13 protein-coding genes are annotated in these 14,436 nt (G+C 71.8%); 9 read left to right on the top strand and 4 right to left on the bottom strand.

Going from position 1 to position 14,436, the window contains the following annotated elements:
- Positions 1–7: 7 nt before the first annotated feature.
- Complete coding sequence (locus BLW47_RS07600; protein WP_091554599.1) at positions 8–1,774, bottom strand: ATP-binding protein; 1,767 nt, start codon at positions 1,772–1,774, stop codon at positions 8–10.
- A gap of 161 nt (positions 1,775–1,935) precedes the next feature.
- The gene (locus BLW47_RS07595) at positions 1,936–2,682 is read right to left on the bottom strand and encodes a pyrimidine reductase family protein (RefSeq protein WP_091553447.1); all 747 of its coding nucleotides are present in this window, start codon (positions 2,680–2,682) and stop codon (positions 1,936–1,938) included.
- A gap of 147 nt (positions 2,683–2,829) precedes the next feature.
- Here BLW47_RS07595 and BLW47_RS07590 point away from each other — a divergent pair, with 147 nt between their 5' ends.
- From BLW47_RS07590 to BLW47_RS07565, 6 genes are all read left to right on the top strand, one after another.
- Positions 2,830–3,375: a plasmid pRiA4b ORF-3 family protein gene (locus BLW47_RS07590; RefSeq protein ID WP_091553444.1), complete on the top strand. Its 546-nt coding sequence runs from the start codon at positions 2,830–2,832 to the stop codon at positions 3,373–3,375.
- Positions 3,376–3,666: 291 nt separating this feature from the next.
- A complete protein-coding gene (locus BLW47_RS07585) occupies positions 3,667–4,980 on the top strand; it encodes an ABC transporter substrate-binding protein (protein WP_091553440.1) in 1,314 nt (437 codons plus the stop codon).
- Positions 4,981–5,085: 105 nt separating this feature from the next.
- Positions 5,086–6,075 (top strand): carbohydrate ABC transporter permease, encoded by a 990-nt coding sequence (locus tag BLW47_RS07580; protein WP_091553437.1) that lies wholly within the window; start codon positions 5,086–5,088, stop codon positions 6,073–6,075.
- Between the two features lie 7 nt (positions 6,076–6,082).
- Entirely contained in the window at positions 6,083–6,970 is an 888-nt protein-coding gene (locus BLW47_RS07575) for a carbohydrate ABC transporter permease (RefSeq protein WP_091553434.1), read from the top strand.
- The gene (locus tag BLW47_RS07570; protein WP_091553432.1) at positions 6,967–8,397 is read left to right on the top strand and encodes a GH1 family beta-glucosidase; all 1,431 of its coding nucleotides are present in this window, start codon (positions 6,967–6,969) and stop codon (positions 8,395–8,397) included. Before BLW47_RS07575 ends, BLW47_RS07570 begins: the two co-directional genes overlap by 4 nt.
- Before the next feature lie 87 nt (positions 8,398–8,484).
- Entirely contained in the window at positions 8,485–9,531 is a 1,047-nt protein-coding gene (locus tag BLW47_RS07565) for a LacI family DNA-binding transcriptional regulator (protein ID WP_091553428.1), read from the top strand.
- 23 nt (positions 9,532–9,554) lie between these two features.
- Here BLW47_RS07565 and BLW47_RS07560 read toward each other — a convergent pair whose 3' ends face one another.
- Positions 9,555–10,763, bottom strand: a complete 1,209-nt coding sequence (locus tag BLW47_RS07560; RefSeq protein ID WP_091553424.1) for an acyl-CoA dehydrogenase family protein — start codon at positions 10,761–10,763, stop codon at positions 9,555–9,557.
- Positions 10,764–11,810 (bottom strand): phosphotransferase family protein, encoded by a 1,047-nt coding sequence (locus BLW47_RS07555; RefSeq protein WP_091553421.1) that lies wholly within the window; start codon positions 11,808–11,810, stop codon positions 10,764–10,766.
- 234 nt (positions 11,811–12,044) lie between these two features.
- Between BLW47_RS07555 and BLW47_RS07550 the strand changes: the two genes are divergently transcribed.
- From BLW47_RS07550 to BLW47_RS07540, 3 genes are all read left to right on the top strand, one after another.
- Positions 12,045–12,833, top strand: coding sequence for an ACT domain-containing protein (locus BLW47_RS07550; protein ID WP_091553417.1), 789 nt, complete (start codon positions 12,045–12,047; stop codon positions 12,831–12,833).
- Positions 12,834–12,960: 127 nt separating this feature from the next.
- Positions 12,961–14,058: a GNAT family N-acetyltransferase gene (locus BLW47_RS07545; RefSeq protein WP_091553413.1), complete on the top strand. Its 1,098-nt coding sequence runs from the start codon at positions 12,961–12,963 to the stop codon at positions 14,056–14,058.
- A 146-nt stretch (positions 14,059–14,204) separates the two neighbouring features.
- Positions 14,205–14,411 carry a hypothetical protein gene (locus BLW47_RS07540; protein ID WP_091553410.1) on the top strand — a complete coding sequence of 69 codons (207 nt, stop codon included), beginning with the start codon at positions 14,205–14,207 and terminating at the stop codon, positions 14,409–14,411.
- The last annotated feature ends 25 nt before the right edge of the window (positions 14,412–14,436 follow it).

Raw genomic sequence — 14,436 nt, 5'->3', positions numbered from 1 at the left:
GCAACCCCTAGAACGGGATCTCGTCGTCGGCCAGGGCCGGGCCGCGGCCGACCACCGCGAACGGGTCGGCGGCCTGGACGATCGAGCGCAGCGTCTCCGAGGGCGCGGCACCGGCCTCGGAGACCCGCGTCGCCCAGGCGGGAAACGGGAACTCCAGGCAGAGCGGGACCGGGATGTCGGGCTGGTTGACGAACATCGTGCCGGGCTTGGCGAGCAGCGCCCGCTGCCGCTGCACCGTGGGGAGGAAGCCGTACTCGGGGCGGGAGGCCTCGGCCGGATCGAGCCGGCCGACCACGCGGATCGCCGAGTTGGTGACGATGCGCCGCTCCACCTCGCTCGCGGTCTGCTGCGCCCCGATCAACACGACGCCGAGTGAGCGGCCGCGCTCGGCGATGTCGAGCAGCACCTCCTTGATCGGGGAGGAGCCCTCGCGCGGGGCGTACTTGTTGAGCTCGTCGAGCACGACGAAGAGCAACGGCTTGGCGGTGCCGGCCTTCTCCTTGCGCTCGAACTCGCTCTTGAGCGTCACGCCGACCACGAAGCGCTGCGCCCGGTCGGGCAGGTTGTGCAGGTCGACGACGGTGACCTGCGCGCTCTCGGCGGTGTTGATCGAGTGCGGGCGGCGGGTGGCCAGGTCGCCGCGGATCAACCGGGCGAGGTCCTTCTTGCTGCCGATCAGCCGGCGGGCGAACGCGTTCACCGTGCCGGTATTGATCGCGCTGCCGGCCCACTCCGACCGGGTCTCCTCGTCGGTGAGCTGTTCGACGATGTGGTCCACGAGGTCGGGGTAGGAGCCGATCCGCACCCCGTCGAGGCTGACCCCGCCGTCGGCGGGCTGGGCGGCCCGGGCCAGGTGAGCGGCGACGGAGTGGACCACCATCGTGTACTGCTGCCGCTCGTCGTCGGCGTCGGCGAAGACGTACGGCAGCAGCCGGTCGGCGCAGAACTCGCTGAGCGTCCAGTAGAAGCTGTCCACGCCGGCGAGCCGGCTGCTCACGTCGGGGGAGCCGGAGGAGTCGCCGGCGCGCGGCGGGGCGTAGACGCGTACGTCGGGGAAGGCGCCGGCGGGCAGCCCGAGCTTGGCGTACGCCGCGATGGTGGCGTCGTCGAGCCGGCTGTTGGGGTGGTCGAGGAAAAGCAGGTCCTCGCCCTTGACGTTGAAGATCAACGCCTTGGCGTTGACCGCGTCGCCGCCGAGCACTCCGGAGCGGAACACCGAGTAGAGCAGGAAGGTGGCGAAGCTTGTCTTCGTGGCGACGCCGGAGATGCCCGAGATCGAGACGTGCGCGCCGCGCTGGCCGTCGAGGAAGTCGGCGTTGAGGTAGACCGGGACGCCGTCGCGGCCGGTGCCCATCGGGATGCGCCGCTCCATGCGGTCGAAGTGCAGCGCGCGCGCCCGGGCGTCGCCCTCGGCGCGGTGCACCAGCGCCCCGGGGGCGGGCGGCACGTAGATCTCGGGGTCCACCCGGGTGGCGGTGATCTCCGCCGCCTCCTGGACCTGCGCCGGCAGGGTGCCGTCGGCGATGGCGAACACGTCGGAGTCGAACTGGGCCCCCTCGTGCCGCGCTCGCACCTGGGTGACCACCCCGGCGATCGTCACCGGCTCCCGCCCCGGCAGCTCGCGGCGGGTGACCACCACGTCGTCGAGCTGCAGGAAGCTGCCCGGCATCACCGCGGTCCAGAACTGCAGCGGGGTGGCGTCGGCGGTGCCGAGGACCCGGCCGACCGCCGCGCCGGGCGTGTCGCTGGGCTGTGCGGGCAGCGTGTCGGTCATCGCCCGCATCCTGTCATCTGTTCGCTCCGGTCACGGCACACGTCCAGCATCCTGCCCGACAAGTACGACACCCCGGCAATCCGACGCGGCGGACCGCACAGTTTCCACACCGTGTGGTGGTATTCCCGCCGGTTTGCACAAGTCGGTGCGTAACGGAAATCTCATCTGGCGTAGCGGAGCAGCAGCACGTCGTCCGCGGCGAGCGCGTGCCGCAGGGCCAGCGCCCGCGGCGGACTCGGCGGGCCGGTGGTGATCCGGCTGGCTCCCGGGCCGGTCAGCAGCGGCGAGACGGTCAGGCAGAGCTCGTCGACCAGGTCGGCCGCGGTGAGCGTGCCGAAGAGCCGTGGGCCGCCCTCGCAGAGCACCTGCCGGTGTCCGCGGGCGCGCAGCTCGGCGAGCGCGGCCGGCAGGTCGACCGCGTCCTTCCCGATGGTCAGCACGTCGGCCACCGGGGCGAGCGCCGCCCGCCGCCGTTCGGGCGCCCCCGCGTGGGTGAGCACGAGCGGGCGTACCGGGGCGTCGGCGAAGGCGGCCTGCGCCGGGTCGAGCTCCAGCGACGCCGAGACCACGACCAGGGTCGGGAACTCGGGAAGTCCGTGCGCCCGTCGCCACGCGCGGCGCGGCTCGGACAGCCGCAGCGCCCGGTAGCCCTCCTGCCGCAGGGTGCCGGCGCCGACCAGGAGCGCGTCGCAGAGCATCCGCAGCACGCCGAAGACGCGCTTGTCGGGGCCGCCGGAGAGCCCGGCCGAGTAGCCGTCCAGCTCGACGGCCCCGTCCAGGCTGGTGACGAAGTTGACCCGGAGCGCGGGGGTGGCCGGGTCCGGGCGGTAGAGGTCGGCCAGCGCCCCGTCGTCGAGCGGGTCGGTGACCGGGGCGGGCCAGACGCGGCGGATCGGGGAGTCGGTCATTCGCCGGCCGGACCGGTGACGGGAGGCGACGGTGCGGGGGTACGGTGCTGGCAGTCACACCATTTCCGGCCCGGACAGTCGTCGTGCCGTCTCTCGCGGCAGGCGCGGCAGATCATGTACCGACCTTATGCCAGAGGATGGATGAGGATGACGCGTCAGATCTTCCAGCTGAAGGTGTCGTTGCCGGACGTCACGCCGGCGGTGTGGCGGCGGGTGCTGGTGCCCGGCGGTTACACCCTCGATCGGCTGCACCGGGTGATCCAGCACGCCATGGGTTGGCAGGACTACCACCTGCACTCCTTCGACATCGACGGCCTGCAGTACGGCGAGCCCGACCCCGACGGCGAGCTCGCGCTCCGCGACGAGCTGGACGTCCGGCTGGACATGGTCGCGGCGAAGGGGAGCCGGTTCCTCTACACCTACGACTTCGGGGATTGGTGGGAGCACGAGGTGGTGGTGGAGGACGTGTTCGGCCCGGAGCCCGACGAGCGCTACCCGATCTGTGTGGACGGTGAGTGGGCGTGCCCGCCGGAGGACGTCGGCGGCGCGTTCGGCTACACCGAGTTCCTGGCCGCGCTCGCCGATCCGGGTCACCCGGAGCACGAGCCGATGCGCGGGTGGATCGGCCGCCCGTTCCACGCCGCCGCCTTCGAGCCGGACCGCGTCACCACCCTCCTCCGCCGCTTCTGCTGACCCACCCCTCCCGCCGCCATCCCGGTTGATCAAGGACCGGCCGCAGGAAAGCGCGCGATCCCCGCCGCCGGCCCCTTGATCAATCGGGATGGCGGGCGCGGTAACGAAATGGGAACGCTCCCACACGGGTCTTGACACCCCGGAAACCCAGCGGCAATCTCATGGGAGCGCTCCCGGTCATGTGGCCGATGCCACACGCCCGGCTCTCGGCCGCTCCTCCGCGGCCCCGGAGCGGCTTCCTCCCCGCACCACCCCCACCACGCAGAACGCACAGACCTGAGAGGGGTCAGGATGAGTGTTATCCCCCGGCGTCGGCGGTTGGCGGCGGTCGCCGCCGCCTCCGTCGCGGTGCTCACCGCCGCCACGGCCTGCAGCGGTGACGACTCGTCGGCCGCGGACCCGAACGAGAAGATCACGCTTGTCGTGGACGTCTTCGGTGACCAGGGATTCGGCTACGAGAAGCTGTACGAGGAGTACCGGAAGACCCACCCGAACGTCACGATCCAGGAGCGGGGCAAGGGCCTGGGCCTGAGCGACTACAACACCCGGCTCACGCAGCAGATCAACGCGGGGGCCGGCGCCGGCGACATCGTGGCGCTCGAAGAGGGCACCATTGTGCAGTTCTACGCGCAGGCCGCGAAGTTCGTGAACCTCGCCGATCACGGCGCCAGCTCGCTGCAGGGCAACTTCCTGCCCTGGAAGTGGGAGCAGGGCACCACGCCGAACGGCCAGATCCTCGGGCTCGGCACGGATGTCGGCTCGATGGCGATCTGCTACCGGACCGACCTGTTCAGGGCCGCGGGCCTGCCGACCGACCGGGACCAGCTCGCGCAGCGCTGGCAGACCTGGGAGCAGTTCATCGAGGTCGGCAAGGAGTTCGTGGCCAAGGACTCCAAGCACAAGTTCCTCGACTCCGCGACCAACGTCTACAACACGATGCTGATGCAGATCGCCGGCGCGGGCAGCGGCTACACGTACTACGACAAGAGCAACAAGATCGTCCTGGACAGCAACCAGGACATCAAGACGGCGTTCGATCTGACCACGAAGATGATCGAGGCCAAGCTCTCGAACAACCTGAAGTCCTTCTCGGCCGAGTGGAACGCCGGCTTCAAGAACGCCAGCTTCGCCACGATCGGCTGCCCGGCCTGGATGACCGGTGTCATCAAGGGGCAGGCCGGCGACGGCGCGGCCGGGAAGTGGGACATCGCCAAGGCGCCGGGCAACGGCGGCAACTGGGGCGGTTCGTTCCTCGCGGTGCCGAAGTCGAGCAAGCACCAGAAGGAGGCCGCGGAGCTGGTGAAGTTCCTGACGAACGCGCAGAGCCAGGCGGCGGTCTTCAAGGAACTCGGCAACCTGCCGTCGTCGCCGCAGGCGCTGCAGGACCCGGCGGTGCTCAGCGCCACGAACCCGTACTTCAGCGACGCGCCGACCGGAAAGATCTTCGGTGAGGGGGCGGCCACGCTGAAGCCCGTCTACCTCGGCCCGAAGAACCAGGCCGTCCGCGACGCGGTGGAGAACGCGCTCCGCTCGGTCGAGCAGGGCAAGGCCGCGGACGCGGCGTGGCGGGACGCGCAGAGCAAGGGTGCTGCCGCCGGAAAGTGATCCCCGTCGTGACGGGGGGTGGGGTGGCGCCGGCGGGACTCGGCGTCACCCCACCGTCCGTGGTCACCCGGCGCCCGCCGCCCCCCTGGAGTTGAAGGACCCCTGATGAGCCTGGACCTCGACACGGCCGTGCCGCCCGGACGGCACACGCACCGCGCGGGGCACGAGCCGGCGCCGCGCCGCGCCCGCCGCACCTCGCTGACCCGGCTGGACCTCAGATACTCGCCGTACCTGTACGTCCTGCCGTTCTTCGTCCTCTTCGCGATCTTCGGCGCCTACCCGATCGTCTACACCGCCTGGATCGCCCTCACCGACCGGTCCCCGATGAACGCGACGATCAGCTTCGTCGGCCCGGACAACTTCGTCGAGCTGATCACCAACGACCCGCAGTTCTGGAACGCCGTCTACAACACGCTCGGCATGTTCGTCTTCGCCACGGTGCCGCAGCTGCTGCTGGCGTTGCTGCTGGCCAACGCGCTCAACCGGCGCATCCCGGGACTGACCTTCTTCCGGATGGCGATCGCGATGCCGATCATCACCTCCACGGCGGTGGTGGCGCTGGTCTTCAGCGTCATCTACGGCCGTGACTTCGGGCTCGTCAACTGGGGACTGGACCTGCTCGGCGTCGGGCCGGTCGACTGGCGGGCCAGCCGGCTCGCCTCCTGGTTCGCCATCTCCACAATGGTCGACTGGCGGTGGGTCGGCTACAACGCGCTGATCTACCTGGCCGCGATGCAGTCGATCAGCAAGGACATGTACGAGGCCGCCTCGCTTGATGGCGCCTCCCGGACCCGGCAGTTCTGGTCGATCACGATCCCGCAGCTGCGTCCGACGATCATCTTCACGGTGATCATCTCTACCATCGGCGGGCTCCAGCTCTTCACCGAGCCGTTGCTGTTCACCAGCGGGTCCGGCGGGCTCTCCGGCGGCACCGAGGGCCAGTTCCAGACGATCACGATGTACCTGCTCGACGTGATGAACAACCGCTTCCGGTGGGGCTACGCCGGCGCCGTGTCGCTGGTGCTCTTCATCCTGATCGCGCTGTTCTCGCTCATCAACTACCTGCTGGCCCGTCGCATCAGCTCCGATAGGTGAGGGACCGATGACCACCACGACACTCGCGCCGGTCCCGCCCGCCCCCCAAAGCCGGCACAGCTCCGAGCGGCTCTGGAAGGGCACCCCGCTGACCTGGTTCGGCCTGGTCCTGGGCGTGATCCTGTCGCTCTTCCCGTTCTACTGGATGATCGTGGTCGCGTCGCGCTCCAACGACGCGGCGAACGCCTGGCCGCCGCCGTTCCTGCCCGGCGGCAACCTCGGCGAGAACATCGGGCGCGTCCTGAGCAACACCGACGCCAACATCGTCAAGGGCCTGCTCAACTCGGTCCTCGTCTCCGGGACGATCACGGTCGCGACCGTGTTCTTCGGCTCGCTCGCCGGCTTCGCCTTCGCCAAGCTGCGGTTCCGGGGCAAGAACGCGCTGCTGCTGATCATCCTGGCCTCGATGATGGTGCCGATCCAGCTCGGGGTGCTCCCGCTCTACCTGCTGATGGCGAAGCTGGAGTGGCTCAACACCATGCCGTCGGTGATCGTGCCGTTCCTGATCAGCGGGTTCGGGATCTTCATGATGCGGCAGTACGCCGAGCAGGCCGTGCCGGATGAGCTGATCGAGGCCGCCCGGGTGGACGGCTGCTCCACCTGGCGCATCTACTGGCACGTGGTCGCCCCGGCGCTGCGGCCGGCCGCGGCGGTGCTCGGCCTGCTCACCTTCATGGAGCAGTGGAACCAGTTCTTCTGGCCGTTCGTGGTCCTCGCCGACCCGGCCAACCCGACCGTGCAGATCTCACTGCGCACGCTGAACTCCGCCTATTTCGCAGACACCTCGCAGATCTTCGCGGGTACGTTGATCGCCACCCTGCCACTCTTCGTCGTGTTCGTTCTGTTCGGCCGCCAGATCATCGGCGGCATCATGGAAGGCGCCGTCAAGTCGTGACCAACCCAGCCAGTTCCCCGGCCCAGCTCCTCGACTCCAGCGGGCGCATCACGTTTCCCCCCGGCTTCCTCTGGGGCGCCGCCACCGCCGCGTACCAGATCGAGGGTGCGGCCACCGAGGGCGGCCGCACCCCGTCGATCTGGGACACCTTCAGCCACACGCCGGGGCGGGTCGTCGCAGGCCACACCGGCGACGTGGCCTGCGACCACTACCACCGCTTCCGCGACGACGTGAAGCTGATGGCCGAGCTGGGACTGAAGTCGTACCGTTTCTCGGTCTCCTGGCCGCGCGTGCAGCCCGGCGGTCGCGGCCCGGCCAACCAGGCGGGCCTCGACTTCTACCGCCGCCTCGTCGACGACCTGCTCGAGCACGGCATCGAGCCCTGGCTGACGCTCTACCACTGGGACCTGCCGCAGGAGCTGGAGGACGCGGGCGGGTGGCCGGAGCGCGACACCGCGGCCCGGTTCGCCGACTACGCCGCGCTGACCCACGCCGCCCTCGGCGACCGGGTCCGCTACTGGACCACCTTCAACGAGCCCTGGTGCTCGGCGTTCCTCGGCTACGGCTCCGGCGTGCACGCCCCGGGCCGCAACGACCCCGCGGCGTCGGTGCGCGCCGCGCACCACCTGATGCTCGGGCACGGCCTCGCCGTGCAGGCGTTGCGTGCCGCCCGGCCCGACCACGACCTGGGCATCACGCTCAACCTCTACGCGGTGTCGCCGGCGACCGGCAGCCCCGCCGACGCCGACGCCGCCCGCCGGATCGACGCGCTGGCCAACCGGTCGTTCCTCGACCCGGTGCTGCGCGGGGCCTACCCCGCCGACCTGGTCGAGGACCTGCGCGCCGTCACCGACTTCTCGCACGTCCGGGACGGCGACCTGTCGGTCATCGCGACCCCGCTCACCATGCTCGGCATCAACTACTACAGCCGGTACGTGGTCGCGGCGCCGATCGAGGGGCAGGAGCGCGAGGCGTACTGGCGGGCCCCCTCCTGCTGGCCGGCGAGCGAGCAGGTCCGGTTCGTCGACCGCGGGGCGCCGGTGACGGATATGAACTGGGAGATCGACGCGCCGGGGCTGGTGGAGGTGCTGCGGCGGGTCCACCGCGACTACCCGGAGCTGCCGCTCTACATCACCGAGAACGGCTCCGCCTTCGTTGACGAGGTGACCGACGGCGGGGTCGACGACCCGGACCGCCTCGCCTACTTCGACTCCCACCTGCGCGCCTGCCACGAGGCGATCAGTCACGGAGTGCCGTTGCGCGGGTACTTCGCGTGGTCGCTGATGGATAATTTCGAATGGGCCTGGGGCTACACGAAGCGCTTCGGTCTGGTGTACGTCGACTACGACAGCCAGCGCCGCATTCCCAAGTCCAGTGCCAGGTGGTACGCCGAGGTGATCCGACGCAACGGCTTGGACGCACAATAGGCGCAGCCAGGCAGTAACAGGGGCGCTGCCTGCGCCGACCCCTTCGCGGGGTCGGCGCCGGCCCGCCGAGCGTCGGAGGAGCAGACCATGACAACCCAGCGCACGCGTTCGCTCGGGCGTCCCACCCTGGACGCGGTCGCCGCCCGGGCGGGGGTCGGGCGGGGCACGGTCTCGCGCGTCGTCAACGGCTCGCCGCAGGTCAGCCCCGAGGCGCGGGCCGCCGTGCAGGCGGCCATCGCCGAGCTGGGGTACGTGCCGAACCGGGCGGCGCGGGCCCTGGTCACGCAGCGGACCGACTCGGTGGCGCTGGTGGTCTCCGAATCTGAGGAGCGGGTCTTCGGGGAGCCGTTCTTCGCCGGCATCGTCCGGGGCATCAGCTCCGGGCTGCTCGACACCCCGATGCAGCTCTGGCTGGCGATGGCGCAGTCGCCCGCCGAGCGGGAGCGGGTCGAGCACCATCTGACCAACCAACACGTCGACGGCGTGCTGCTGCTCTCCCTGCACGACGCCGATCCGCTGCCGACCCTGCTGGAGCAGCGCGGGCTGCCGACCGTGCTGGGCGGGCGTCCGGCGCGGATGCTCGAGCCGGGGACGCAGCCGGCGTACTTCGTCGACGTCGACAACGCGGGCGGGGCGCGGCAGGCGGTCGAATACCTTTTCGCGCGGGGACGCCGCCGGATCGCGACCATCGCCGGCCCGCAGGACATGGGCGCCGGGCTGGCGCGGTTGACGGGCTACCGCGAGGCCGTCCGGGCGACCGGCAGCCTGGACAGCGAGCACCTCATCGCGTACGGCGACTTCAGCGAGGGGAGCGGGACGGCGGCGATGCGCCGGCTGCTGGAGGTCTGCCCGGAGCTCGACGCGGTCTTCGTCGCCTCCGACCTGATGGCGTGCGGCGCGCTGCGGGCGCTGCGCGATGCGGGGCGGCGGGTCCCGGAGGACGTGGCGGTGGTGGGCTTCGAGGACGCCTCGATCGCCCGGCAGGCCGATCCGCCGCTGACCACGGTCTTCCAGCCGGTGGAGGAGATGGGGCGGCAGATGGCGCGGCTGCTCGTCTCGCGGATCCGCCGTGAGGAGCTGGCCGCCCCGTACGTGCTGCTCGACACCCATCTGGTGCCGCGCGCCTCCGCGTGATCGTGGCTGGGGTGGGCTGGGGGTCAGGTGGTCCAGCGGCGGAGTTCGCGGCGGGCCAGGGAGGCGCGGTGGACCTCGTCGGGGCCGTCGGCCAGCCGTAGGGTGCGGGCCTGCGCCCACAGCTGCGCCAGCGGGGTGTCCTGGCTGACCCCGGCGGCGCCGTGCGCCTGGATCGCCTTGTCGATCACCCACTCCGCCATCGCCGGCGTCGCGATCTTGATCGCCTGGATCTCGGTGTGCGCGCCCTTGTTGCCCACCGTGTCCATCAGCCAGGCGGTCTTCAACACCAGCAGCCGCACCTGCTCGATGCGCACCCGCGACTCCGCGATCCAGTCCCGGATCACCCCCTGCTCGGCCAACGGCCGACCGAAGGCCACCCGATCCGACGTGCGCCGGCAGAGCAGCTCCAGGGCACGCTCGGCCATGCCGATCAGCCGCATGCAGTGGTGGATGCGCCCCGGCCCGAGCCGCGCCTGCGCGATCGCGAAGCCCGCCCCCTCGGCGCCGACGAGGTTCTGCGCCGGCACCCGTACCTCGTCGAAGACCACCTCGGCGTGCCCGCCGTGCGCGCCGTCGGTGAACCCGAAGACCGTCATCCCGCGCCTGACCGTCACGCCGGGCGCGTCCCGCGGAACCAGCACCATGCTCTGCTGGCGGTGCCGGTCGGCGTCCGGGTCGGTCTTGCCCATCACGATGAAGATCTCGCACTGTGGGTCCATCGCCCCGGTCGACCACCACTTGCGGCCGGTGATCACATACTCGTCGCCGTCGCGGCGGATCCGCGTCGCGATGTTCGTCGCGTCCGACGAGGCCACCTCGGGCTCGGTCATGCAGAACGCCGACCGGATCTCGCCGTCGAGCAGCGGGCGCAGCCACCGCTCCTGCTGGGCCGGGGTGCCGAACTCGGCCAGCAGCTCCATGTTGCCGGTGTCCGGGGCGGCGCAGTTGAGCGCCTCCGGCGCGAGGTGGGGGCTGCGCCCGGTCAGCTCCGCCAGCGGCGCGTACTGCAGGTTCGTCAGGCCGGCGCCGTAGCGGGCGTCGGGGAGGAAGAGGTTCCACAGCCCGCGTTTGCGCGCCTCGGCCTTGAGCTCCGCCATGATCGGCGGTCGCGTCCATCCCTCGTCGGCCACCTGCGAGGCGTAGACCGGCTCCGCCGGATAGATCCGCTCGACCAGGAAGTCGTGCAACTCGTCGTAGAGCGTCGAGGTGCGGGGGTCGAAGCTGAAGTCCATCTACTCCTCCTTCAGGGCGGCGAGCCCGTGCGTCACCAGCGGGGCCACCATGTCGCCGATCCGGTCGAAACCCCCGCCGACGGTCTGCCCGAGCGTGTAGCGGTAGTGGATGCCCTCACAGATCACCGCGAGCTTGAAGCAGCCGAGCGCGACGTGCCAGTGCAGCGGCCCGACGTCGATGTCGCTGGCTGCCGCGTACCGGTCAATCAGCGCGGCGCCGGTCGGGAAACCCGCGCGCGGGCCGAGCCCGTCCGCCACCGGGCTGCCCCGGCCGGCCTCGCCGCCGCCGAGCACGTCCCAGTACGTCAGCAGCAGCCCGAGGTCGGCGAGCGGGTCACCGAGCGTGGCCATCTCCCAGTCGAGGACCGCGAGCACGGTCATCGTCTCCGGGTCGGCCATCAGGTTGTCGAGCCGGTAGTCGCCGTGCACCAGCCGCCCGGCCGCGCTCTCCGGCGCCGTCGCGGCGAGCCGGTCGCGCAGCTCGTCGATGCCCGGCAGCGGCCGGCTGCGCGAGCGGTCCAGCTGCCCGCTCCAGCGCCGTACCTGCCGCGCGAGGTAGCCCTCGGGGCGCCCGAAGCCGCCCAGCCCGACCGACTCGGGCGCGACCGCGTGCAGCGCGGCCAGGGTGTCCATCATCGCGAACGCCAACGCGCGGCGCTGCTCCGCGGTGAGCGGGTCGGTCTGGTCCCGCGTCCGGTAGACCACGCCGCGCACCCGTTCCATCAGGTAGAACGGCGCCCCCAGCACCCGCTCGTCGGCGCAGTTCAGCAGCGGCTGCGGCACCGGCACGGCGGTCGGGGCCAGCGCCGAGATCACCCGGAACTCGCGGCCCATGTCGTGCGCGGTGGCCAGCACGTGCCCCAGCGGCGGCCGCCGCAGCACGAACTCCCGCGCGCCGCTGGTGACCACGTACGTCAGGTTCGACTTCCCGCCGGCGATCAGCCGGGCGGTCAGCGGGCCGTCCAGCAGCTCCGGGCGGTGCTCGGCGAGGTGCGCGTGGAGCCGGTCGGGATCCAGGCCCGCGGGCGGGGAGCCGGGCTCGGACATCAGCGGCCCGATCCGCGGGTACGGCCGACGGCGGGGATCCCGGACGGAGTGGCGACCACGGTGCGGTAACCCGGGGGGAAGGTCATCGGAACAGTTGATGGCACGTGCACAGCGGGTGTCAAGGACGGTTTTCCCACCGAGACATGCCGTGGCAACAGGGATGAAACGGTCGCCGATCAGGCTGGGTGTCGGCCGGCCGGGAGCGCCGGCCCGCCGAGTGAAAGGGGGGCTGACATGTTGTTGCGGGTTCGCGTGACCCTGCCGGACCGGCCGGGGGCGCTCGGCCAGGTGGCACGCACGATGGGCGTTTCCGGCGCCGACATCGTGCAGGTCGTCGTGCTGGAGCGGCTCGGCGGCCGGGCCGTCGACGACTTCACCGTGGTCTGGCCCGGTGCGTCCCGGGTCGAGCGGCTGCTCGCCGGGCTCGCGGCGATCCCCGGCGTGCAGGTCGACGGGGTGTGGCGGGCGATCGGCGCGCCCGTGGCGGGGGGCCAGGACGCCGAGCTGCTCGCCCAGATGGCGGCCAACCCGGCCGACGGCCTGGCCACGCTCGTCGACGCCGTACCCGGACTGCTCGCCGCGGACTGGGCGGTCGCCGCGGTCGTGCCCGCCGACTGGGCGGTGCGCAACGGGTCGGCCCCACGGCCGGCGCTCTTCGACGCCGCGCGCGCCGTGCCCGACTCGTACGCGCAGCTCGACCCGTCCGAGTGCCAGCCCGCCGTCACGTACGCGAGCTGGCGTACCCCGGAGTCGCTGCGGATGCCCGAGGTCACGCCGCTGCGCGCCCGCGCGCTGGACGGGCCCGACGGGACCCGCTACGCGGTGGCGCCCTTCGGGCGCGCCGGGCTGGTGCTGGTGACCGCGCGCACCGACGGCGACGTTTTCCCGACCGCCGCCTTCCACATCAGCGAAGTGGACCGGATCGCCCAGCTCGTCCGGGCGGCCGCGACGATCCTCGGCGACCGGCTCGATCTGGTCACCGCCGGGCCGGCCGATTTACCGATCATGAGAAGTCACGGCTGAGCAATAGGCCAGAAACAGCGAAGCGCCAGGCTGAAGCCGGGACAAGGTGGTCTCCTGAGAGGTATGGGGCCGCGGACCGGTCAACCCGGGAGCGGCCGGAGGCAACGTGTGAAAGGGGGGACACCCCGTGGCACTCTGGCGAATCAGGGCGACAGTCGACGACCGACCGGGATATCTCGCGGTGCTCGCCGCGAGCCTGGCCCTGAGGTCGGTCAACATCCTGGCGGTGCAGGTGCACACGACCGAGGCGGGCGCGGTCGACGATTTCCTCGTCGACGCGCCGGACGCGATGACGGGGCAGGACCTGGTCGCGGCGGTGGAGCGGGGGCGCGGGCGCGACCCGTGGGTGGCGCGGGCCGAGGCGCGCGGGCTGGCGGACCAGCCGACCCGCACGCTGGGGCTGGCGAACCGGCTGGTACGCGATCCCGAGTCCCTCGGCGACGTGCTGGGCGGCCTCCTCGGCGCCACCTCGGTCACCTGGCGGCCCAGCGGAGAGGGGCAGCCCGGCTTCCGGCGGTACGAGATGTGGCTGCCCGATCCGGCCGGTGGCGCGTTCGAGATCGTCCGCACCGCGCCCGATTTCACCCCGGCAGAGTTCGCCCGGGCCCAGGCGATCGTCGAGCTCGCCGCGACCGTCGGCCGCCGCGCCGCCGACCAGGTCACCCTGGTGCTGACCGACGGGTCCGAGTTGACACTGCGTCCCGCGACGGGCGACGACCTGCCCGCGGTGCTCGCGCTTCATGAGCGCTGCTCCGCCGGCACCCTGCACAGTCGCTACCTGGGTGGCTCGTCCGCTCCCTCCCGGTCCCTGCTGGAGCGGCTGCTGGAGCCGGCGCAGGGGGTGACGCTGCTCGCCGTGCTCGGCGACGAGCGCGGTCCCGTGGTGGCGATGGCGAACCTGGTGGCCGAGGGGGAGATCGGCGAGGTGGCGCTGCTGGTCGAGGACGCGTGGCAGCGCCGCGGGATCGGCACCGCGCTGCTGCGCCGGCTGGTGGCGCACGCCGGCTGGGCGCCGTACGCGGCGTTGATCGCGCACACCCGGGCGGACAACACCGGGATGCTGCGCACGCTGCGGCGGCTCGGCCGGCCGGGCCCGGTGGACCGGGACGGCGACCTGGTCAGCGTGACCGTGCCGCTCACCTCGCCGCCGGCGGCGGTGCCCGCGCCGGTACCGCCGCCCTCCGTGTCCCCGCGCACCCCCACGGCTCCTGCCTCGTCGGCGTAGGCAGGAGCCGCCCGGGTGGTCCGGTCCCGGTGGCGAGGACCGGACCACCCGCCAGCGGCGACCGCTGAATCAACCTGATTCCGAGTTACCCGGCCGTCCCTCCGGGAAGCAGAAAGGAAGCCGACGATTCCCTGAGGGAGGGCAGCGTGCCGGATCGAGAGCGTGCAGAGCCGCCGCAGCGCAAGACGACCACGAGCCACGGCGGCGCGTACCCGCCGCAGGCGGACGAGGGCCCGACGAAGATCCCGCCGATCGAGGAGACGCGCGGGCGGGAGACGTACGAAGGGCGACCGCCGCCGCGGGGGCGGCACGCCCAGGCACTGCCCGACAAGGCACGGCCGCCGCACGAGTGAGTGTGGGTGCGTTTGTTGCCGCCAT

It is taken from the genome of Micromonospora pattaloongensis, assembly GCF_900107255.1.
GTDB lineage: Bacteria > Actinomycetota > Actinomycetes > Mycobacteriales > Micromonosporaceae > Micromonospora_I > Micromonospora_I pattaloongensis.
Note: the sequence above shows the minus strand (reverse complement) of the source record. Positions and strands in the feature narration are given on the sequence as shown.

What these genes read in the sequence shown, in the direction of transcription:
- BLW47_RS07560 (WP_091553424.1), bottom strand. Translation starts at nt 10,763, where the DNA reads ATGGACTTCAGCTTCGACCCCCGCACCTCGACGCTCTACGACGAGTTG.
- BLW47_RS07590 (WP_091553444.1), top strand. Translation starts at nt 2,830, where the DNA reads ATGACGCGTCAGATCTTCCAGCTGAAGGTGTCGTTGCCGGACGTCACG.
- BLW47_RS07565 (WP_091553428.1), top strand. Translation starts at nt 8,485, where the DNA reads ATGACAACCCAGCGCACGCGTTCGCTCGGGCGTCCCACCCTGGACGCG.
- BLW47_RS07575 (WP_091553434.1), top strand. Translation starts at nt 6,083, where the DNA reads ATGACCACCACGACACTCGCGCCGGTCCCGCCCGCCCCCCAAAGCCGG.
- BLW47_RS07555 (WP_091553421.1), bottom strand. Translation starts at nt 11,810, where the DNA reads ATGTCCGAGCCCGGCTCCCCGCCCGCGGGCCTGGATCCCGACCGGCTC.
- BLW47_RS07600 (WP_091554599.1), bottom strand. Translation starts at nt 1,774, where the DNA reads ATGACCGACACGCTGCCCGCACAGCCCAGCGACACGCCCGGCGCGGCG.
- BLW47_RS07580 (WP_091553437.1), top strand. Translation starts at nt 5,086, where the DNA reads ATGAGCCTGGACCTCGACACGGCCGTGCCGCCCGGACGGCACACGCAC.
- BLW47_RS07595 (WP_091553447.1), bottom strand. Translation starts at nt 2,682, where the DNA reads ATGACCGACTCCCCGATCCGCCGCGTCTGGCCCGCCCCGGTCACCGAC.
- BLW47_RS07585 (WP_091553440.1), top strand. Translation starts at nt 3,667, where the DNA reads ATGAGTGTTATCCCCCGGCGTCGGCGGTTGGCGGCGGTCGCCGCCGCC.
- BLW47_RS07550 (WP_091553417.1), top strand. Translation starts at nt 12,045, where the DNA reads ATGTTGTTGCGGGTTCGCGTGACCCTGCCGGACCGGCCGGGGGCGCTC.